The sequence below is a fragment of the Breoghania corrubedonensis genome (genome assembly GCF_003053845.1).
GTDB lineage: Bacteria > Pseudomonadota > Alphaproteobacteria > Rhizobiales > Stappiaceae > Breoghania > Breoghania corrubedonensis.
The window spans coordinates 24,368-43,842 of record NZ_QAYG01000005.1 but is presented as its reverse complement, the minus strand read 5'-3'; the positions used below and the strand labels follow the sequence as shown (position 1 = coordinate 43,842).

Below are 19,475 nucleotides of genomic sequence, written 5' to 3'. Positions count from 1 at the left end.
ATTCTTGTTCTCAGCGCTCAGAAGTATCTTCCTCGTCCCCCGCACCGCCGGAGCGGTCTTCCTCTTCCAGATCGGCAAACATGTCGCCGGTTTCCAGCGGATCCTCGTCTTCCTTCAGCTCATCGCTGTCATCGGGCGAAGGCACCAGAAAATCGATCGGCACGGCGCTGTCGAGAAGTCCCGCGCCGCGCAATTCCTCAAGTCCGGGCAGATCACGCACCTCGTCCAGAGCGAAATGATCCAGAAAGGCCTCGGTCGTGCCGTAGGTGACCGGTCTGCCAGGGGTGCGGCGGCGTCCGCGCATGCGGATCCAGCCCGTCTCCAGCAAAACGTCGATCGTTCCCTTGGAGGTGGAGACGCCCCTCACCTCCTCGATCTCCGCGCGTGTCACAGGCTGGTGATAGGCGATGATGGCGAGCGTTTCCAGCGCCGCACGCGAGAGTTTCTTCTGCTCGGTCGCTTCCCGGCGCAAAAGGAAGGCAAGATCGTCGGCCGTGCGGAAGGCCCACTTGCCCGCCACATGCACCAGATTGACGCCTCGCCCCGCATAGGCCTGCTGCAATTCCGAAAGAAGCGCGGGAATATCGACGCGCTCCGGCAGGCGGGCGGCGAGTTCGTCATCGCCCAGCGGCTCGGCGCTGGCGAACAACAAGGCTTCAAGCATCCTCAACTCGTAGCGGTGCGTGGCCGAAGGAAGGCTCGTCACGTTGCCTGCCCGTGCCTGTTCCGGCGCGTCGCCGTCGTGATCTTCGTTATCGCTCATCGTCTTCTTCCGTGAATGGAGCGCGACCGCCCTCCTCCTGCGCCGCTTCGTCCGCTTGCGGTGCCGCCGTCTCGTTTGCCGTCGCGCCCGGGCGCCAGCGGATGTAGAGCGGAGCGAAAGGATTGGACTGACGCAGCTCCACCTTACCTTCGCGCACCAGTTCCAGACTTGCGGAAAAGGCGCTGGCCAGCACGCTCACGCGCTCCTCGGGCCTTGCCATGTAGGTCGCGAGATAGCTGTCGATCGGCGCCCAGTCGGCGGCGGCGCCAACGAGCCGGGTCAGAATGGTGCGGGCATCGGCCAGGGACCAGACGCTGCGCTTTCCCACCGACACCGAGGTGACGGAATTGCGCTGACGCTGCGAGGCGTAGGCCATCAGCAGGTCGTAGATGGTGGCGCCCCATTCGCTGCGACGCACCACGGCGACCGTTTCCGGCGCGCCGCGGGGAAAGACATCGCGACCGAGCCTGTTGCGGTTCATCAGCCGCGCGGCGACCTCACGCATGGCCTCCAGACGGCGCAGGCGGAACGCGAGCGCTGCCGCCAATTCCTCGCCGGTGGGTTCGTCGTCGTCCTTCTGCTCGGGCAGCAGCAGGCGCGATTTCAGATAGGCGAGCCAGGCCGCCATCACCAGATAGTCGGCCGCCAGCTCAAGCCTGAGTTTTCGCGCCTCGTGAACGAAGGTGAGATATTGCTCGGCAAGTGCGAGAATGGAAATACGGGTGAGATCGACCTTCTGGCTGCGTGCCAGCGTCAGCAGCAGATCGAGCGGCCCCTCGTAGCCGTCGACATCGACGACGAGTGCAGGCCCCTGCGGTTCGGGGGCATCGTGCAAGGGCAGCTCGAAAGGCTCCTCGTCGGCCATGGCAATTCCCTTTGGGTCCCCACCTTGGAGCGCTTTCCGCTCAGGCGGTTCCGCCCGAGCGACAAGAAACTGCTCAAGGTATTGACTCTATGGATAGACTTATCGAGGCGGAAGGGAACCTTCCGTCTCGGTCTATCCACTAGACCTCTCCCACCGGGGCCAGCAACGCATCGAATTCCTCGCGCGCGGCCATCTCGTCCAGCGGGCCAGGCTCGCGCCGGGCATCGAGCGCGGCCTGCGCCCGCAACGCGGCCTTTCCGGCAAGTTGCGGTGTCGCGGCCGCGATCTCCACCATCTCGGCCATATCGCCGTTGCAATGCAAGGCCAGATCGCACCCGGCGGCAAAGGCCGCCGCTGTCCGCTCGCCCAGCGAGCCCGTCAGCGCCCGCATCGACAGATCGTCGCTCATCAGGCAGCCCTCGTATCCTATCACGCCACGGATGACGGTCTCGATGACCTTGCGCGATGTCGTTGCCGGGCACACCGCGTCAAAGGCGGTGTAGACGACATGCGCCGTCATCGCCAGCGGCAGCCTCACAAGACGGCGGAAAGGCTCGAAATCGGATGCCTCGAGATCCTCCGCCGTTGCCAGAACGCGAGGGAGTTCCAGATGGCTGTCGGCAGCGGCCCGACCATGGCCGGGAACATGCTTGGCGACTGGCAGAACGCCACCGCACATCAGCCCCTCGGCTGCGGCAGAGGCAAGTGTCGTCACCGTTTCGACATCCTCGCCATAGGCCCTGTCACCGATCACCGCGTGTCCGCCGGCGACCGGCACGTCCAGGACCGGCAGGCAGTCGACATCGATGCCAAGCTCATGCAGATCGTGTGCGATGAGCCGAGCGCCCAGCCAGGCGGCCCGTTCGCCCGCAACCGGATCGCCAGCAAAAAGCCGGCCATAATGGCGCCCCGGCGGATAGTCGGGCCAGTGCGGCGGCTTCAGCCGTTGGACCCGACCGCCTTCCTGATCGATCAGAACCGGCGCATCCGCACGCCCGACAGCATCACGAAACGACGCGATCAAATCCGCCACCTGGGCGGGCTCCGCGACATTGCGGCGAAACAGGATCAGCCCCCAGGGCCTTTCGGCCCCGAAAAAGGCGACCTCGTCGGCGTTCAGGCGCAGATCCGCGCAACCGGTAATGAAAGCCTTGGTCATCATCCGTTCCTGGAGAGCCCCGTCCATGCCGCATTCGGCTCAAAAGTCAGGGCGGGCGCCACGTCGCAGACGTCGTGTGACGCGAGGCAAGAGCCCCGCGCCACGAGACAAGGTCTGCACTTGCGCTATTCGGAGCGACGCACGAAGCAGTCGCCGCCGGCATCCTTCAGACGCGTGCAAAGGTCATTTGCCGCCGCCTGCCCGCCGGCCACGATCCGCACCCGGTAGAAGGTCCCGCGATCGCCAAGATCGACACTCGGATAAGCGGCCTGCACGTTCCCCAGGATGGAGGGAAACTGCCGCTGCATCGAGGCATAGGCCTGCTGGGCTTGCTCAAGCGTGCGCTGAGAGGAGACCTGAACCACATAGGATCCCGAGGGAACGGATGCGGAGCCGGTGCTTGCGGCGGGACGCGCGGCAGCGGCCGGCTGAGAGGTATTGCCGCCGGTCAGATCGAGTGGACCCGAACGCTGGATCGGCGCGTTGCTGACAGGCGTTGCGGCCGCCACACGGGTTTCCGGCGCTTCGGGCTTGGGCCGCGGCATCAAAGTCTCTCCGGCAGCATCGCCAGACGTGGCGGACCGCTCCGGCGTGGTCGGCACGCGGGCCTCGCCATCTGCCATGTTCCCCACGACGCCATTACCGGTCGCCTCGGCCATGGAATCGACCGGCCTTGCATTGATCGTGCGGATATTGGCATCAGCACCCGGGGCGGCCTGCGGCGTCGCATCGAGGGTCGGCGCTTGCGCCGTCTGCGGATCGTCCGCAGAAGCGGAGGTTCCCGGCAGATCGGGCGCCGCGATGATCGTGCCATCGGGACGCACGACGACTGTGCGCACGCGCTTGGGCCGTGCCGGCGTATCAGCGGCAATACCGTCGGCACCAACGGTGCGAAGATCATTGCCATCGGTGGTGGGAACCGCGGAAACCGGCTCTTCCTCGCGCGGCACCAGCTGCTCGTCGCGCGACTGAACGCCGGCGACACGATCGTAGATCGCCTTGCTCGGAGAGGGGTCGGCGGATGCCTTCGTCGCCTCGGGGAAGACCTTGAAGGGTCCGGCTTCAGCGGCTATGCGCACCGGCGGGCCGCTGGGCCCGTCACTGCCGAACAGACCGCTCACCAGAAACGCACCGCCGCCAAGAACGACGATGGCGCCAACGGCGGCGGCAGCCATCATGCCACGCCGTTTCGGCTCGGCACGCGGAGCAGCCCGCTTTTCGGCCTTGGGGTGTTCAGGCAGCACGCCTTGTGGCACGCGTTGAGGCGCTGCGGTTTCTTCTGCCTCGAATATGTCATCGAGCTCGAAGTCGTCCTGAGGCTGGCGGGCATAGCCCTGACCGTCGTCAAAGCGCGGCTCGTCATAACCGGGCACAGCGCCGCGCTCGTCGGCACGCATGTCCAGCGAGCCCTCGGCCGCCGGCCACTGCATGTCATCGACATCGAAGCGCGGCTCCACCTGCGCGACCAGTTCGGGCGCGGCGGGCGAAGGAACACGGAGAGAGGGAGCGACGGGTTCGGGCTCAGACGATGACGGCACGTCCGGGAAGACGGGTTCCTGCTGCGCGTAAACCGCGGGCTGCTCCGGATAGATCTCCTGCGCGTAGGAAGGCGCATAGTCCTGATCGAAGGAGCCGCGCAACGCACCGGCCTGGGACGGATTATAGAAGGCGTCTGGCGAATCCGCGCCATAGGACTGCGGCGCGGCAACATCCGCCCTCACCACCTCGGGCACCGGCTCGTCCTGAACGAACTGCTGGCGAACGGGTTCGGGCGCGGCCGGCTCTTCGGCATAGCCCTCGTTGAAATCGCCGGCATAACCGGCAAGCCGCAGTTCCTCCTGAACGGCGGCTTCAAGTGCTTCGGCCGCAGCATCGGCATAGCGGGCCGAATCATCGACCGGGTCGGGCTGCGGGGACGAATAGGCGAGCGGATCGAAGAACGGTTCGCCCTGGTAGGCGGGTTCCTCGAATTGGCCGTAGTCCACCGGCGGCTCGACACGCGGTTCCGGCGCACGCTGCTCGCGCGCCAGAGCCTCAAGACGGCGCGCTTCCGACGCCGGAATGGCATGGGTCGAGGGATCTCCGGCGGGAACATGCGGCGTGGCGCGCGGCATCGGATGAACGACGCGCGCGGGTTCCGCCCGCCGCGGCTCCACCTGAGGCGCTGACGGCTGCTGTTGGCCAGGAGCCTCGAATTGGGGTTGCGGCCGGGCCTGAGGCTCGGGCGCATAGACCGGAGCCAGCTCTGCCATCAACTCGGCTTCGAGATCCGAACCGAAGTCGTCGGGAAGACTGTAGTCCCGGGGCTCGGCTGGAGCCTCGGGAACCGGGTCGCGACGCGGCTGCGGAGCGCCTTCGTATCCGGTGGCGTATCCGGGGGTCACCGGCGCCGTGTGCGCGGACTCGCTGACGATGCGGGCGAGTTCAACAAGCGGATCCTCGGCGTAGGGCGACTGGGCAGCCGTCTGCTGAGCAGGCCGAGTGTCGGCCTGGGTCGGATCCGCGTATTGCTCTTCCGCTTGGCCGCGGTTGAACGGGGGCGTTTTTCTGTCGGACATGGACGAGCGCTAGACTTTCGTTACCCGCAAGGCACTCTACACTTGCCGGGAGAGACTCACCATCGCTGGATCCGGCGCCGGCCGATGTCGAACATCAGCGCATTTCCTCCGGCGCATCCACACCGAGAACTGACAGACCCGAAGCCAATACCGTCGCGATAGAGCGCACCAGCGCCAACCGCGACAGGGACAACTGTGAATCTTCAGCGTTAATAAAGCGTAATTTAGGCAAATCCTTGCCTTTGTTCCAATGAGTATGCAAGGCGCTTGCCAATTCATACAGATAGAACGCCAGCCGATGCGGTTCGTGAGCCTCCGCGGCCGAATCAATGATTCGCGGCCACTCGGCCATCTTCACGATGAGATCCAGCTCGCCACGGTCGTCGAGCAGCGAGAAGTCGGCCTTCATCAAACCGGCCTGCGAGAGGTCGAGCCCCGGCAGTTCCTCCGCCGCCTGACGGAAGACCGACGCACAGCGGGCATGGGCGTACTGCACGTAGAAGACCGGGTTGTCCTTCGACTGCTCCGTCACCTTCGCGAAATCGAAGTCGAGCGGCGCGTCGTTCTTGCGATAGAGCATCATGAAACGCACCGGGTCGCGGCCGACCTCCTCCACGACATCGCGAAGCGTGATGAAATCGCCCGAGCGCTTGGACATGCGCACGGGTTCGCCGCCGCGAAAGAGCTTCACAAGCTGGCAAAGCCGCGCGATGACCTGCGCATCGCCACCCGAAATGGCACGCCCCACCGCCTCCAGGCGCTTGACGTAGCCGCCGTGGTCGGCGCCCAGAACGTAAATCATCTGCTTGAAGCCGCGCAGGTACTTGGAGCGGAAATAGGCGACGTCCGCCGCAAAGTAGGTGTAGGCGCCGTCCGACTTCTTCAAAGGCCGATCGATGTCGTCACCGTAGTCGGTAGCGCGAAACAGCGTCTGCTCGCGGTCTTCCCAATCCTCGGGAAGCTGCCCCTTGGGCGGCGGCAACCGGCCTTCGTAGACGAGATCGCGGCCGCGCAGCTCTTCCAGCATCTCATCGATCTGCGAGGGCTTTCCGCCCTCGCGGGCATGCAGGGTGCGCTCGGAGAAGAAGACATCGTGACGCACGTTGAGCGTTGCGAGATCGTCGCGGATCAGCGCCATCATCGCGTCGATGGCCGCATCGCGCACGATCGGCAGCCACTCCGCCTCGTCCATCTTCAACAGCGCATCGCCATGCGCATCCGCCAGCGCCTTGCCGACGGGGATGAGATAGTCGCCGGGGTAAAGGCCTGACGGGATCTCGCCGATCTCCTCGCCCAGCGCCTCGCGGTAGCGCAGGAAGGAGGAACGGGCGAGCACGTCGATCTGAACCCCGGCGTCGTTGATGTAGTATTCGCGGGTGACGTCGAAGCCGGCGAAGGCCAGCAGGCTCGCCAGCGCATCGCCCATCACCGCGCCGCGGCAATGGCCGACATGCATCGGCCCGGTGGGGTTGGCCGAGACATATTCGACATTGACCTTGACACCGGCGCCGCGAGCACTGCGGCCATAATCCCTGCCGCTTTCAAGAATCTGCGCGAGAAGCTTCGTCCAGTAGATTGATTTCAGCCGAACATTCACAAAACCCGGGCCGGCGACATCGACCGTCTCGACGTCCCCGTCGGCGGTCAAACCCTGTGCGATCTTCTCGGCCAGATCGCGCGGCTTCATGCGCGCGGGCTTGGCGAGCACGAGAGCCGCGTTGGTCGCGAGGTCGCCGTGATCGGGATCGCGGGGCGGCTCCACGACGACGCGCGCGAGATCGGCGTCCGTCAGATCAGCGGCAAGATCGAGGCCGCGCACGATGGCGCGCACGCGTTCGGCGAATTCGGCAAAGACGTTCATCGGACCAACTGTTCTAGTGAGAGCACACGCAAACCGGCGTGGGCGGCGGAACGCGGCTCGGACATTCGGGCCGAACGTTCCGGTCGCGCTCGCCTATCGCAATTCCGGGGTATCGTCAAACAGTCGGCGGTGTTCGTCTATGGCATAACGGTCCGTCATCCCGGCAATGTAGTCGCACACGCGACGATGGAGCGTGGTCGTCGAAGCATCGTCGAGATCGCAGGCCCACTCTTCCGGCATCTCGTGCGGATGGGCGATGAAGCCGTCGAAAAGGTCGCGCACGACCTTGGCCACCAGCTTGCGCACGCAAAGAACATCTTCGTGGCGGTACATGTGTTCGAAGAGGAACGCCTTGATGCCGGCCTCCGCCGCCGCCATCGCTGGCGAAAAGCCGATCACCGCACCTTGGGCCATACGGATATTATCGGCAGAAAGCGGGCCCAGCGCCTGCAAGCGGCCCTGCGCCTCGCCGATCACATCCTCCACCATGCGGGTGATCGCGCGTCGCACCAGTTCGTGAATGCGGCGCGGCGTCTCCAGTCCCGGATACCGGCTGTCGACCTCCGCAAGCAAATCGCCCAGCAGCGGCACATCCTTCAGGTGCTCCAGACGGAAGAGCCCCGCGCGAAGGCCGTCATCGAGATCGTGCGCGTCATAGGCGATGTCGTCGGCAATCGCGGCGGCCTGCGCCTCGGCCGATGGCCAGGACCAAAGCATCAGCCCGTCATGGGCGGGATAGTCGAGAATGGCCTGCGGCAGGGCGTGGCCGGCGAGCTTGCCGATGCAGGCGCCGGCGCGATCGGTAAGCGGCCCGTTGTGCTTGACGAGACCTTCGAGGGTTTCCCAGGCGAGGTTGAGGCCGTCGAATTCGGCGTAGCGGCGTTCAAGCGAGGTGACGATCCTGAGGCTTTGGGCATTGTGGTCGAAACCGCCATAGTCCGCCATGCAGACATCAAGCACGTCCTCGCCCTCATGGCCGAACGGCGTGTGACCGAGATCGTGGGCCAGTGCCAGAGCCTCGGCCAGATCCTCGTCGAGCCGCAAGGCGCGCGAAATCGAGCGCGCGATCTGCGAAACCTCGATGGAGTGGGTAAGCCGGGTCCGGTAGTGGTCGCCCTCGTGATAGACGAAGACCTGTGTCTTGTGCTTGAGGCGGCGGAAGGCGGTGGAGTGAATGATCCGGTCGCGATCGCGCTGATAGGGCGTGCGTGTCGGGCTGTCAGGCTCGGGCTTCAGCCTGCCGCGCGTGTGGGTCGGATCGACGGCATAGGGTGCGCGCTCCTGCGAACCGAACCCAAGTTCCGCATGCGCCAGACGCGCCGTCATCGCAATTCTCCATCATTGAGGGCGGCAGCTTGACGCCACCATGAGGCCGGCCTTTGTGAAAGGCGGCGCCTGCCCTATATTATCGGCTAACTGGACCCTGTCCGCCCGTCGGATCGGTGCAGGGAGGCCGGAGCGCGGGAGGCAGAACAGCGAGTCTGCGACCCGGCAGGTTTCCTAGCACGTTTCCTAGCATGCCGGGTTTCTTCCGCGGAAGGATCCCTTCCCGACAAGCCCGGCGACAGACACAGGGCCCCTGGCGCAAAGACACTCGCACGGATTGATGACATGACTGTTGCCGCCGATATCGAACGTCCCGAAACCACGCCCGTAAGCCTGAGCGACAGCGCCGCCCGGCGTATCTCGAAAATCCTGTCCAAGGAAACGGAAGGCGCCATGCTGCGCATATCCGTCGAAGGCGGCGGGTGCTCCGGCTTCCAGTATACCTACGAACTGGTGACCACCCGTGCCGACGACGACCTGGTGCTCGAAAAGGATGGCGCCACGGTGCTGATCGATTCGGTATCGCTTCCCTACATGGAAGGCTCGGTCATCGATTTCGTCGACGACCTCATGGGACAGGCGTTCAAGATCGAGAACCCGAACGCCACCGCGTCGTGCGGCTGCGGAACCAGCTTCTCGATGTAAGCAGAGCGCGGAAGAGCACGCTTCCACGGCCCGTCCCAGCGCACGGCAGCCGTCAGATGGCGGCCGCCGCTCTCCCCGAATCCGTCCGCGCGTGCTAAGTCCATCAGCAACAGCGGATGGATACCCATGAAGATTGCCACCTGGAACATCAACGGCGTCAAGGCGCGCATCGACACGGCTCTGGCCTGGCTCAAGGAAGCAGAGCCCGATGTCGCCTGCTTTCAGGAAATCAAGTCGATCGACGAAAATTTCCCCGCCGAACCCTTTCGGGAACTCGGCTACAACGTCGAAACCCACGGCCAGAAGGGCTTCAACGGAGTGGCGCTTTTGTCCAAACATCCCTTCGATGAGGTTACGGCCCGCCTTCCCGGCGACGCGGAGGACGAGCAGGCCCGCTATCTGGAAGGCGTCATCTGCGCGCCGTGCGGCACGATCCGGATCGCAACGCTCTACCTGCCGAACGGCAATCCCGTCGACAGCCCGAAATTCGGCTACAAGCTCGCCTGGATGGAGCGGCTGGAAAAACACGCCCGCAAGCTTTTGGAGGAGGAAGAGCCCTTCGTGCTTGCCGGCGACTACAATGTCATCCCCGAGCCCGAGGACGCGCGTCATCCCGATGCCTGGGCGGGCGACGCGCTGTTTCGCCCCGAAAGCCGCAGTGCCTTTCGCGCGCTCAAGAACCTCGGCCTGACGGACGCCCTGCGCGCCTGCCATGGAGAGTCCGACCGCTATACCTTCTGGGACTATCAGGCCGGCGCCTGGCAGAAGAACAACGGTATCCGTATCGACCACCTGCTGCTTTCGCCGCAGGCGGCCGACCGGCTCAGAGCCTGCGAGATCGACTCCCATGTCCGCGGCTGGGAGAAACCGTCCGACCACGTGCCCATCTGGATCGATCTCGACGTCGAGGCGTAAGACGGCGACACGCAAGGTTCCTGCCCTCGCCCGCAGTTGTGTGTTTTCGCAAATACCTCATTCCGTGCTATCCTGAGTGACCAAGGGATAACCGGTGATGACGAGATGATCAGGCTCCTTCCTTCCAGCGGCCTCGCGCTTGCCGCCCTTGCGGCTTTCCTCGTCCCGGCAAGCGCCGCAACCGATTGCACCTGCCGCGTGAACGGAACGCGCTTCGAACTCGGTGCGATCACCTGCATCCACGGGCCGCGCGGCAACCGTCTGGCGCAATGCCAGATGAACCTCAACAACACGAGTTGGAAGGTTCTCTCAAACGGCTGCCCGACCGCGATGCTTGTCGTACCGCACTCTCCGCCTCCCCATGCCCCGGCCTCTTCGGCGTCCGCGCCCGACAGCGCGCGCTGAAACGCCGGGATCTGCGAGGAGCGACCATTCGCCCCGCCCAATGGTCCCTGTTCCAATCGCATCGCCTCGCGCTAAGCTTTCGTACCGACCCAATTATTCCGAGGGGGGAATTCATGACGGTTCGTATCGAAAAGAGCGACGTGGTTACCACCATCACCATTGACAGGCCGCAGGCGCGCAACGCGGTCGATCCCGCGACCGCCGACGCGCTTTACGACGCGTTTGTGGCATTCGAGAACGACGCCGAGGCCCGCGTCGCCGTATTGACCGGCACGGACGGCACATTCTGTTCCGGCTTTGATCTCAAGGCGGCAAGCGGCTTTGCGAACGAGCGCCGGCCTCTCGGCGAATTCGACATTCCGCCAGGCTGGAACGGCAAGAGCGAGACGACACCGCGCGGGCCGATGGGACCGAGCCGGCTTTTCCTCGAAAAACCGCTGATCGCCGCGATTGCCGGCCCCGCCGTCGCCGGCGGCATGGAACTGGCGCTTCTGGCCGACATGCGGGTAATGGAAGAAACCGCCTATATGGGGGTCTATTGCCGGCGCTGGGGTGTCCCGCTGATCGACGGCGGCACCGTCCGCCTGCCCCGTCTCGTCGGCATGGGCCGGGCGATGGATCTGATCCTGACCGGGCGCAAGGTGGAGGCGGCGGAATGTGCGGCCATCGGCCTTGCCGAACGTGTGGTGGCCGAGGGCAGCGCGCTGGAGACGGCGCAGGCGCTGGCCGCCGATATAGCCCGCTTTCCGCCCGAATGCGTGCGCGCCGACCGCCGCGCCGCCTATCTCGGCTGGGGCCAGCCGGTCCACACCGCCTTGCAATACGAATGGAAAAGCCGGCAGGTACTGGAGCGCGAAGGGATCACCGGCGCGACGCAGTTCGCTGAAGGCGCCGGGCGCAGCGGCACGTTCGAGACCACCTAGGAGGGTGTGGCAGTCATCGCCCTTGGCCTACCCGTCGTGTTCCAGCACGGCGGCGGCCATCGGGCGGGTGATGCGACGGCGCGCCGCCAGTGCCTCGCGGTCAAGCGTCGCCACGATGCGGTTCGCCGCTTCCAGCGAACGCTCCATGCGCACGACAAGATACTCGATCACCGGAAGATCGACGGAAAGCTGTCGGTCGGCGAAGAGCTTCACCAGCACCCGGCGCAGCAGGTCGTCGTCGGGCTCGGCCACCTCGACGGGCGTCGCAAGTCGCAGCCGGGAGGCGAGATCGGGCAAGGTCAGGTTCCACGCCGCCGGCCAGCTGCGCGAGGTGATCAGAACCTGGCGGCTGGCATCGCGGGCAGCGTTGAGCAGATGAAACAACGCCTCCTCGTCGATGCCGCCATGGGCATCTTCCACCGCGACGGGCCCCTTGCGCGCAAGCGCCAGAACGTCCTGACTGGCGAGATTGTCCGCGCGGATCACCTCGGCCCCCGAAATCTGTTGCCAGATCGAGACGAGATGGGTCTTGCCCGCACCCACAGGCCCTGCCAGCAGCACGAAATTGGACGGCCAGTCCGGCCAGGCGGTGATCAGGTCGAACGCCGCACGGTTGCAGTCGCCAACCAGATAATCGTCACGACCGAGTGCGGCTTCGTGCGGCAGCTCCAGCGGCAACTGGCGCGGCGTCTCCTCGCTCATCGCACATCCTTCTAATATTTCTCTCGCCGGGCACTTGCGCAGGAACCCGAGCTTCGCCGTCAGCCATCGCTCTCACGCTCGGCCGGCGCGTGAGGCGCATTGGTACCGTAGTAGAGCGGGCTTGTGAGATACTGCGCCAGTGCGAAACGGGCAAGCACGCCGATTGCCGCCGAGACCGGCACGGCCACCAGCATGCCGACGAAACCGAACAGATAGCCGAAAGCGAAGAGCGCGAACATCAACCATACCGGATGAAGTCCGACGCGTTCGCCAACGAGCTTCGGCTGAAGGATATTGCCTTCAAGGAACTGTCCCGTCCCGAAGACCGCGAGCACGGCGACGATCATGTGCCACTCGGGCCAGAACTGCACAAGAGCAACGCCCAGCGACAGGATGAAGCCGGTGGTGGCGCCGATATAGGGGATGAAGCTGATGAGCCCCGCGCCGATGCCTATGAGCAGACCGAACTTGAGGCCGAGAACCGCGAGCCCCACCGCATAGAAGGTGCCCAGTATCAGGCAAACGCTCACCTGACCGCGCACGAACCCTGCCACGGCGACATCGATCTCGTGGACGAGCTTGTGGACGAGATCGCGGTGTTCGCGCGGCAGCCAGCTGTCGACCTTCGCGGTCATTCGGTCCCAATCAAGCAGCAGATAGAAGGCAACGACGGGCGTGACCACGAACAGCGCGACGATCGACATCAGCGCCTGCCCGCCGCTCCAGATCGACTTCAGCAGATTGGCCAGCCACCCCGCGCCCTGGGTCATCAGGTTACCGAGCGAGCTCTTCACGTCGCTGGAACCGAAGCCGGAGATCCGGCGCAGCTTGTCGCCGAAATTGTCCACGATCAGCGTCTGGAGCTGCGACACGTAGTCGGGGAGTGCCGCGATCAGGCTCGCAAGCTGGTTGCCGAGAACCGGCAGCAACAGGACAAGCACGAGTACGAATATGAGCAGGAAAAGGATCAGGATGGTGATCGTCGCCCACAGCCGGTTCATGCCGATGGATTCAAGCCGGTCGGCGACGGGATCGAGCAGATAGGCGAGCGCCATGCCCGCGACAAACGGCAACAGGATCGGCGAAAAGACCCACAGGAACAGGATCGTTCCGGCAAGGGCGATCATCCAGAAGGTGATCCGTCGCTGCAGCGTCATTCGTCGGTTCCTTTTGGCATCTTTTTTCCGGCCCCGCTCTCATTGCCCGCCATGAACCTCAGCCACTCGACCAGATAAGCGGCGGTGGAGATCGTCGTGAGCGCAGCGACTGCGTATACCAGGAGAAGACGCAAGCCCCCCGTGGACAGTTCCAATCCGGCTTCGGCGAGCACAATGGCGGCCAGCGTGATCTGGGCCGTGGTGTTGACCTTGGAAACCATCAGCGGCTTCATCTCCACCGGTCGGCCCATCACCCAGGACAGGATGACTGCGCCGACGATGAGAATATCACGACTGATCACCAATATGACCAGCCACGCGGGCAGTGCCGCGATGAGCCCCAGGCTCAGGTAGATGGAAACCAGCAGCGCCTTGTCGGCAAGCGGATCGAGGTAGGCGCCGAGTTCGGAAAAGAGCCCGAACCGCCGCGCGATGATGCCGTCGGCCGCGTCACTCAGGCCGGCCAGAACGAACACCCAGAAGGCGGCCAGATCGTCGCCGGAAATGATCAGCGTGACGATGGCCGGCACCAGCAGCAGGCGCAGGACCGAGATCAGGTTCGGCAGGGTCATGTCGTCTTGCTCCAAACGGCACGTGGACCTCGCAGTTAGGATCACCACACGGCACTGGCAAGCATTTTCGCGTATTCGCGGCGTGAAAGCGGAGCGACGAACGGCAAACTTTCCACCTTTCCCACGCAAACCGGGGCCCCATGCCGCTCTTCGCGTTTGACTTCGCCGCTGCCAACTGGTTTGAAGACCGTCGAAAGTTCCAAATCCGGAAGCGGTATCCATGAGCGACACATCGTCCGCCGGCGGCGGGCTGACCTATGCCGGCGCGGGCGTCGATATCGACGCAGGCAACGCGCTGGTGAAACGCATCAAGCCGATGGTCAAGGCGACGGCGCGCTCGGGCGCCGACAGCGATATCGGCGGTTTCGGTGGCCTGTTCGACCTGAAGGCGGCCGGGTTCACCGACCCGGTGCTGGTCGCCGCCAATGACGGCGTCGGCACCAAGCTGAAGATCGCCATCGACACCGGCATCCACGACACCGTCGGCATCGATCTCGTCGCCATGTGCGTCAACGACCTGGTCGTTCAGGGCGCAGAGCCGCTGTTCTTCCTCGACTATTTCGCGACCGGCGCGCTCGACGTGGAAGCGGCGGCAACCGTTATCGGCGGCATAGCGGAAGGCTGCCGCATCGCCGGGGCCGCGCTGATCGGCGGCGAGACGGCGGAAATGCCGGGCATGTACGCCAAGGGCGACTACGATCTCGCGGGCTTTGCCGTGGGCGCTGCCGAACGCGATGCGATCCTGCCGCGACCCGACGTGCAGCCGGGCGACGTGGTGCTGGGGCTCGCCTCCGCCGGCGTCCATTCCAACGGCTTCTCGCTTGTGCGCCGTATCGTGGAGCGTTCCGGCCTCGCCTGGGATGCACCAGCCCCGTTCGGCACGAACCTCACGCTCGGCCGTGCGCTGCTGGCGCCAACGCGGATCTACGTGAAGCCGCTGCTTGCCGCCCTGAAGGAAACGACGGGCATAAAGGCGCTCGCGCACATCACCGGCGGTGGACTGCCGGAAAACCTGCCGCGTGTGCTGCCGGACACCTGTGCGGCGCATATCGATTTGTCCGCCGTGCCCGCCCTGCCCGTCTTCGACTGGCTCGCCACGACCGGCGGCGTCGAGCAGGCGGAAATGCTGCGGACCTTCAACTGCGGGATCGGCATGGTTGTCGTGGTCTCCCCGGAGGATGCCGACAGCGTCACTGAGGTCCTCACCCGCCAGGGGGAGACTGTCGCACGGCTCGGTTTCATCGAGCACCGGCTGGCAGACTACGTCGTTTTCGACGGCACGCTTTCAGTATGAGCGCGCCGCGCAAACGGGTCGGCGTGCTGATTTCCGGGCGCGGCTCCAATTTGGCCGCGCTCATAGAGGCTGCGAAGAACAACGACTATCCCGCTGAAATCGCGCTGGTTCTTTCAAACCGGCCGGACGCGGCGGGCCTTACCCACGCCGGCGAGGCCGGGATCGCCACCGCCGTCGTCGACCACAAGTCTTTCGCCGGGGATCGCGAAGCCTTCGAACGCGCGCTCGATGCCAGCTTGCGTGAGCACGATATCGAAATCGTGTGTCTTGCCGGCTTCATGCGACTGCTGACGCCCTGGTTTGTCGATACCTGGGCAGGCCGGATGATCAACGTCCACCCTGCCCTGCTGCCTTCCTTCAGGGGGCTAGACACCCATGCCCGGGCAATCGAGGCGGGGGTCAAGCTGCACGGGGCCACCGTGCATTATGTCACCAGCGACATGGATGCGGGACCGATCATCATGCAGGGCGCGGTACCGGTTCTCTCCACCGATGACGAGAAAGCACTGGCGGCGCGCGTCCTTGGCGTGGAGCATCAGCTCTACCCCCAGGCGCTGGCACTGATCGCATCCGGCCGCACCCGCATCGAGGACGGTCGCGTGGTTGTGAGCGAGGCCGCAGAGGCACCCGCTCCGCTGGTGTGGCCGGCGTGAGAGGCTGCCCTGGACACGCCGGCTGGTTTTCTCGCCATATCAATCTTCTCACGCGCGGATGTTTCACGGCATGGATCCCGGCTCGGAGGCCGGGATGACGGGGAGAAACAGCGGCACATAGCCCAACACCGTTTCCGGACAGGACCGCGAGAGTGGAGTGGCGTAGCGTGTGCGGTGGCACGTGCGGGTCCGACGCGCGCCCTACCCCTTCATGAACAGTTCCAGCACGTCGGCGGCGCGTTCGGCGCCGGATTCGGCACGCACCAGACGGCCGAGCTCCTCGGCTTGCGTGCGAACCTCTTGTGAAAGCGCCTCCTGAAGCCTTTCGGCGAGCTTTTCCGCGCTGAACCGCTTCATCGGCAAGGGCGCGGATCCCGCACCCGCATCCGCCACACGTCGCGCCCAGAAGGGTTGATCGCCGAAAATCGGACAAACGACCGCCGGGCGCCCCCAGCGCAGGGCCTGGTGGGTGGTGCCCGTTCCACCATGATGCACGATCGCCGCGCAACGCGGAAAAAGCCAGGCGTGTGGGGCACCGGAGATCACATGCATGTCGTCGCCGGCAACCTCCGCATCCAGCCCGCCCCAGCCCGTGGCCAGCACGCCGCGTCGGCCCGCGAGCCGCAGTCCCTCGACAGCGGCGTGCGCCGTCTTGCGCGCATCGATCGATGGCATCGACCCGAAACCGACATAGACTGGCGGGGGACCAGACTGGAGAAAGCGCGCGAGATCGGCCGGCGGCGTCCAGTCCGGCTCGCCATTGTCGCGAAACCAGTAACCGGTGATTGTCTCGCCATCCGGCCAATCGTCGGGTCGCGGCACTAGGTGGCGGCTGTAGGCGTGAAGGCGCGGAACGGTTCGCCCACCAGGCGCGTAGCCGGCCAGTTCGTCAAGGCCCGCCGACAGGCTCACATCCGGCCGGCTTGCCGACAGCGCCTTGAAATTGCGCCGGTTCAGCAGATGCGCCAGGCCTGCTGCCAGGCGATGCGACAGCCTGTTTCCGACCGTGCCCAGACTTCGCGACGACATCATCATGAACGGGAATTCACCGGTTGGCGCCAGCACAGGCTGCAACAACGCAGGCACCGCCGCCGCCCGCAATTCATGAGCGACATGAGGTGCCATCGGCGCCTTGGGATTGTAGACGATGAGATCCGGCCGGATTGTCCTGGCCAGATCCCATTGCTCTTCCAGCTCCTGCCGCAACCAGTCGCGGGACTGCCTCAACACACGGAACTTGCCCGACACAGAGTGCATCGCGGCCTGGATATCGGGCTGCTGCAAGAGGCTCTGATAATCAATGGAAAAGGGAGCGGCCTTCAGTCCGGCCCCCTCGATCATCGCTTCGAAGCCCGCGCCGGTGGAAACGGTCACCTGAGCGCCACGCCCCGCCAGCACCGAACCCAGCGCCACGAAGGGCTGCACGTCGCCGCGCGTTCCAAGGCTCATGAGAAGAATGCGCAAAAGCGGATGCCCCCGTGCCGATCCGTTGCCACCAACCCGGACCATACCGAAGCATGTTCGCCCCGCGAGTGCCAGTCCCGAGAGACTGGCCCGCCATCAGCCTCGGCGCAGCCACACCCGGTTGTCGTGGAACGCAGCACCGCCATAGGGCGCGATCGGGTCGGCCCCGGTCAGGGTGTTGATGCCCCTGCCGTCGACGAAGGCATCGTTCGGCCAGATCCCTTCCGAGATCACTGTCCCGCGCTTCACACCATCGAAGAGGCGAACATGCAGGCGGACCTCGCCGCGCAGGTTGCCCATGGCGACGAGCGCCCCCTCCTCGATCCCGAGCCCGGAGGCATCTTCGGGATGCAGCATCACCTCCGGCCGGCCTTCCTTCTTTCTCGATCCCGGCGTCTCGTTGAAGCTGGAATTGAGGAAGGACCGCGCCGGGGCGGTCACCAGGCGGAAGGGATGTTCGTCGTTCGCCGTCTCGACCACGGCCCAGTAATCGGGGAGTGCCGGCATTGACGTCCAGGGCCCCATGGCACCGTCATTGTCGGCGGGCGTCGCGGTCCAGTCCGGCTTGAAGTGGTACTTGCCGTCGGCGTGAGCGAAGCCGGTAAGGAAGTGCGCGGTCTCGAATGCGGGCTGAATGTCGATCCACCGGTCGCGTTCCAGCGTCTCCAGATCGCCGAAGCCGGAGGACTTCAGCATCCAGTCGATATGCTCGCGTGCGCTCATGTGGTTGCCGGGGTGATCGACGCCAAGCCGCTTCATCAGCTCGTTGAGAACGAAGAGGTTCTCGCGCGCCTCGCCGGGGGCTTCGATGAGCTTCGGGCCCAGGACGATGTACTGGTGGCCGCCGCCCTTGTAGACGTCGTCATGCTCCAGGAACGTCGTCGCGGGCAACACGATATCGGCCATCGCGGCCGTCTCGGTCATGAACTGCTCGTGGACGCAGGTGAACAGATCCTCGCGCGCGAAACCCGCCCTCACCTTGTCCTGTTCGGGGCACACGGATACCGGATTGGTGTTCTGGATGAGCATCGCGGTCACCTGCGGACCGCCGAGCAGCGCATTCGTTTCACCCGTCAGCGCCGCCCCGATGCGCGACTGGTCAAGCCGGCGCGTTGCCGGATCCACCACGTCGCGGCCTTCGATCATGGTCTTGTCGAACGCATAGATGCCGCTGTTCGACAGCAGCGCTCCGCCGCCTTCGTATTGCCATGCGCCCGTCACGGCCGGAATTGAGGTGACGGCGTGCGTGGACACGGTGCCGTTGCGGCTGCGCGCGAAACCGTAGCCGATGCGAAAGTAGGTTCGTTGCGTCTCGCCCACCAGTCGGGCGAAGGCCTCGATCTCATCCACGTCGAGCCCCGTGATATCGGAGGCCCATTGCGGCGTGCGGGTCGAAAGATGTGCTTCCAGCTCGGCCGGGCAATCGGTGTATTTCGCCATGTAGGCGCGGTCGGCATGGCCATCGCGGAAGGCGACGTGCATGACGGCGCAGGCAAGCGCCGCATCCGTTCCGGGGCGCAGCACAAGTCCCAGGTCGGCCTGACGAACCGTTTCGTTGCGATAGACGTCGATGGCGACGATCTTGGCGCCGCGTTCTTTTCGCGCCTTCACCGCATGAGTCATCACGTTGACCTGCGTCGCCACCGCGTTGGTGCCCCAGATGACGATGCAATCGGATTTCTCGATCTCGCGCGGATCCGAGCCCCGCAGATGACCGGTACCGGCGATGTAGCCGGTCCAGGCGGCATTGGTGCAGATGGTATCGAACTGGCGGGAATAGCCCTTCGCGTGACGCAGGCGGTGGATGCTGTCACGCTGAACCTGCCCCATCGTGCCGGCATAGTGGTAGGGCCACACGGTCTGTGCGCCGAGCCGCTGCTCGGCCTTGAGGAACGCCTCCGCCACCTCGTCGAGAGCGTCGTCCCAGGAGATTTCCTCGAACTGGCCCGTCCCTTTGGCACCGGTGCGGCGCAGCGGTTTGAGCAATCGGTCGGGATGGTGCACACGCTCGGCATAGCGCGCGACCTTCGCGCAGATCACACCGTCCGTGTAGTCATTGTCCGACGCCCCGCGAATGCGACCGATGCGATCCGGGCCCAGCACCTCGACCTCCAGCGCGCAGGTCGACGGGCAGTCATGCGGGCACGCGGACGCGCGGGTGAGGATATCGACGGGTTTGTTCATGGCTGCGGCTCTCCTTGCGGGCCCATGTT

Annotated in this window: 17 protein-coding genes; 6 read left to right on the top strand and 11 right to left on the bottom strand. The window is 65.0% G+C overall.

Annotated features, from left to right (window positions below; all coding sequences use genetic code 11):
* Window positions 1-10 precede the first annotated feature (10 nt).
* From scpB to C8N35_RS14045, 6 genes are all read right to left on the bottom strand, one after another.
* Window positions 11-763 (bottom strand): SMC-Scp complex subunit ScpB, encoded by a 753-nt coding sequence (gene scpB / locus C8N35_RS14070; RefSeq protein ID WP_107990348.1) that lies wholly within the window; start codon window positions 761-763, stop codon window positions 11-13.
* On the bottom strand, window positions 753-1,628 hold the full coding sequence (locus C8N35_RS14065; RefSeq protein ID WP_107990347.1) for a segregation and condensation protein A: 876 nt from the start codon (window positions 1,626-1,628) through the stop codon (window positions 753-755). The genes scpB and C8N35_RS14065 overlap by 11 nt, the downstream gene beginning before the upstream one ends.
* 139 nt (window positions 1,629-1,767) lie before the next feature.
* Window positions 1,768-2,790: a beta-N-acetylhexosaminidase gene (gene nagZ, locus C8N35_RS14060; RefSeq protein WP_107990555.1), complete on the bottom strand. Its 1,023-nt coding sequence runs from the start codon at window positions 2,788-2,790 to the stop codon at window positions 1,768-1,770.
* Window positions 2,791-2,912: 122 nt separating this feature from the next.
* Complete coding sequence (locus tag C8N35_RS14055; RefSeq protein ID WP_107990346.1) at window positions 2,913-5,345, bottom strand: SPOR domain-containing protein; 2,433 nt, start codon at window positions 5,343-5,345, stop codon at window positions 2,913-2,915.
* 94 nt (window positions 5,346-5,439) lie between these two features.
* On the bottom strand, window positions 5,440-7,206 hold the full coding sequence (gene argS / locus C8N35_RS14050) for an arginine--tRNA ligase (RefSeq protein ID WP_107990345.1): 1,767 nt from the start codon (window positions 7,204-7,206) through the stop codon (window positions 5,440-5,442).
* Window positions 7,207-7,299: 93 nt separating this feature from the next.
* The gene (locus C8N35_RS14045) at window positions 7,300-8,532 is read right to left on the bottom strand and encodes a deoxyguanosinetriphosphate triphosphohydrolase (protein ID WP_107990344.1); all 1,233 of its coding nucleotides are present in this window, start codon (window positions 8,530-8,532) and stop codon (window positions 7,300-7,302) included.
* A 285-nt stretch (window positions 8,533-8,817) separates the two neighbouring features.
* On the opposite strand from C8N35_RS14045, the gene erpA reads away from it, so the two are divergent.
* From erpA to C8N35_RS14025, 4 genes are all read left to right on the top strand, one after another.
* Window positions 8,818-9,177, top strand: coding sequence for an iron-sulfur cluster insertion protein ErpA (gene erpA / locus C8N35_RS14040; protein WP_107990343.1), 360 nt, complete (start codon window positions 8,818-8,820; stop codon window positions 9,175-9,177).
* Window positions 9,178-9,303: 126 nt separating this feature from the next.
* Window positions 9,304-10,092 carry an exodeoxyribonuclease III gene (gene xth, locus C8N35_RS14035; protein ID WP_107990342.1) on the top strand — a complete coding sequence of 263 codons (789 nt, stop codon included), beginning with the start codon at window positions 9,304-9,306 and terminating at the stop codon, window positions 10,090-10,092.
* A 105-nt stretch (window positions 10,093-10,197) separates the two neighbouring features.
* A complete protein-coding gene (locus C8N35_RS14030) occupies window positions 10,198-10,497 on the top strand; it encodes a hypothetical protein (RefSeq protein WP_210203531.1) in 300 nt (99 codons plus the stop codon).
* Between the two features lie 113 nt (window positions 10,498-10,610).
* The gene (locus C8N35_RS14025) at window positions 10,611-11,420 is read left to right on the top strand and encodes a crotonase/enoyl-CoA hydratase family protein (RefSeq protein WP_107990341.1); all 810 of its coding nucleotides are present in this window, start codon (window positions 10,611-10,613) and stop codon (window positions 11,418-11,420) included.
* Window positions 11,421-11,447: 27 nt separating this feature from the next.
* Here C8N35_RS14025 and C8N35_RS14020 read toward each other — a convergent pair whose 3' ends face one another.
* From C8N35_RS14020 to C8N35_RS14010, 3 genes are read right to left on the bottom strand one after another with little or no spacing between them, the layout of a single operon-like run.
* Window positions 11,448-12,122: an HdaA/DnaA family protein gene (locus tag C8N35_RS14020; RefSeq protein ID WP_107990340.1), complete on the bottom strand. Its 675-nt coding sequence runs from the start codon at window positions 12,120-12,122 to the stop codon at window positions 11,448-11,450.
* Window positions 12,123-12,181: 59 nt separating this feature from the next.
* On the bottom strand, window positions 12,182-13,279 hold the full coding sequence (locus C8N35_RS14015) for an AI-2E family transporter (RefSeq protein ID WP_107990339.1): 1,098 nt from the start codon (window positions 13,277-13,279) through the stop codon (window positions 12,182-12,184).
* Entirely contained in the window at window positions 13,276-13,851 is a 576-nt protein-coding gene (locus tag C8N35_RS14010; RefSeq protein WP_107990338.1) for a CDP-alcohol phosphatidyltransferase family protein, read from the bottom strand. The genes C8N35_RS14015 and C8N35_RS14010 overlap by 4 nt, the downstream gene beginning before the upstream one ends.
* A 220-nt stretch (window positions 13,852-14,071) precedes the next feature.
* On the opposite strand from C8N35_RS14010, the gene purM reads away from it, so the two are divergent.
* Window positions 14,072-15,145, top strand: coding sequence for a phosphoribosylformylglycinamidine cyclo-ligase (purM, locus tag C8N35_RS14005; RefSeq protein WP_107990337.1), 1,074 nt, complete (start codon window positions 14,072-14,074; stop codon window positions 15,143-15,145).
* Window positions 15,142-15,798 carry a phosphoribosylglycinamide formyltransferase gene (gene purN, locus C8N35_RS14000; protein WP_107990336.1) on the top strand — a complete coding sequence of 219 codons (657 nt, stop codon included), beginning with the start codon at window positions 15,142-15,144 and terminating at the stop codon, window positions 15,796-15,798. Before purM ends, purN begins: the two co-directional genes overlap by 4 nt.
* 201 nt (window positions 15,799-15,999) lie before the next feature.
* On the opposite strand, the gene C8N35_RS13995 is transcribed toward purN, so the two are convergent.
* Together C8N35_RS13995 and C8N35_RS13990 are read right to left on the bottom strand one after the other, a co-directional pair.
* On the bottom strand, window positions 16,000-17,247 hold the full coding sequence (locus C8N35_RS13995) for a glycosyltransferase (protein ID WP_170122109.1): 1,248 nt from the start codon (window positions 17,245-17,247) through the stop codon (window positions 16,000-16,002).
* A 111-nt stretch (window positions 17,248-17,358) separates the two neighbouring features.
* Entirely contained in the window at window positions 17,359-19,446 is a 2,088-nt protein-coding gene (locus tag C8N35_RS13990; protein WP_107990334.1) for a molybdopterin oxidoreductase family protein, read from the bottom strand.
* Window positions 19,447-19,475 lie beyond the last annotated feature (29 nt).

What these genes read in the sequence shown, in the direction of transcription:
- C8N35_RS14055 (WP_107990346.1), bottom strand. Translation starts at nt 5,345, where the DNA reads ATGTCCGACAGAAAAACGCCCCCGTTCAACCGCGGCCAAGCGGAAGAG.
- C8N35_RS14025 (WP_107990341.1), top strand. Translation starts at nt 10,611, where the DNA reads ATGACGGTTCGTATCGAAAAGAGCGACGTGGTTACCACCATCACCATT.
- scpB (WP_107990348.1), bottom strand. Translation starts at nt 763, where the DNA reads ATGAGCGATAACGAAGATCACGACGGCGACGCGCCGGAACAGGCACGG.
- C8N35_RS13995 (WP_170122109.1), bottom strand. Translation starts at nt 17,247, where the DNA reads ATGAGCCTTGGAACGCGCGGCGACGTGCAGCCCTTCGTGGCGCTGGGT.
- xth (WP_107990342.1), top strand. Translation starts at nt 9,304, where the DNA reads ATGAAGATTGCCACCTGGAACATCAACGGCGTCAAGGCGCGCATCGAC.
- purN (WP_107990336.1), top strand. Translation starts at nt 15,142, where the DNA reads ATGAGCGCGCCGCGCAAACGGGTCGGCGTGCTGATTTCCGGGCGCGGC.
- C8N35_RS13990 (WP_107990334.1), bottom strand. Translation starts at nt 19,446, where the DNA reads ATGAACAAACCCGTCGATATCCTCACCCGCGCGTCCGCGTGCCCGCAT.
- C8N35_RS14045 (WP_107990344.1), bottom strand. Translation starts at nt 8,532, where the DNA reads ATGACGGCGCGTCTGGCGCATGCGGAACTTGGGTTCGGTTCGCAGGAG.
- C8N35_RS14065 (WP_107990347.1), bottom strand. Translation starts at nt 1,628, where the DNA reads ATGGCCGACGAGGAGCCTTTCGAGCTGCCCTTGCACGATGCCCCCGAA.
- C8N35_RS14020 (WP_107990340.1), bottom strand. Translation starts at nt 12,122, where the DNA reads ATGAGCGAGGAGACGCCGCGCCAGTTGCCGCTGGAGCTGCCGCACGAA.
- C8N35_RS14015 (WP_107990339.1), bottom strand. Translation starts at nt 13,279, where the DNA reads ATGACGCTGCAGCGACGGATCACCTTCTGGATGATCGCCCTTGCCGGA.
- argS (WP_107990345.1), bottom strand. Translation starts at nt 7,206, where the DNA reads ATGAACGTCTTTGCCGAATTCGCCGAACGCGTGCGCGCCATCGTGCGC.
- erpA (WP_107990343.1), top strand. Translation starts at nt 8,818, where the DNA reads ATGACTGTTGCCGCCGATATCGAACGTCCCGAAACCACGCCCGTAAGC.
- C8N35_RS14030 (WP_210203531.1), top strand. Translation starts at nt 10,198, where the DNA reads ATGATCAGGCTCCTTCCTTCCAGCGGCCTCGCGCTTGCCGCCCTTGCG.
- purM (WP_107990337.1), top strand. Translation starts at nt 14,072, where the DNA reads ATGAGCGACACATCGTCCGCCGGCGGCGGGCTGACCTATGCCGGCGCG.
- nagZ (WP_107990555.1), bottom strand. Translation starts at nt 2,790, where the DNA reads ATGATGACCAAGGCTTTCATTACCGGTTGCGCGGATCTGCGCCTGAAC.
- C8N35_RS14010 (WP_107990338.1), bottom strand. Translation starts at nt 13,851, where the DNA reads ATGACCCTGCCGAACCTGATCTCGGTCCTGCGCCTGCTGCTGGTGCCG.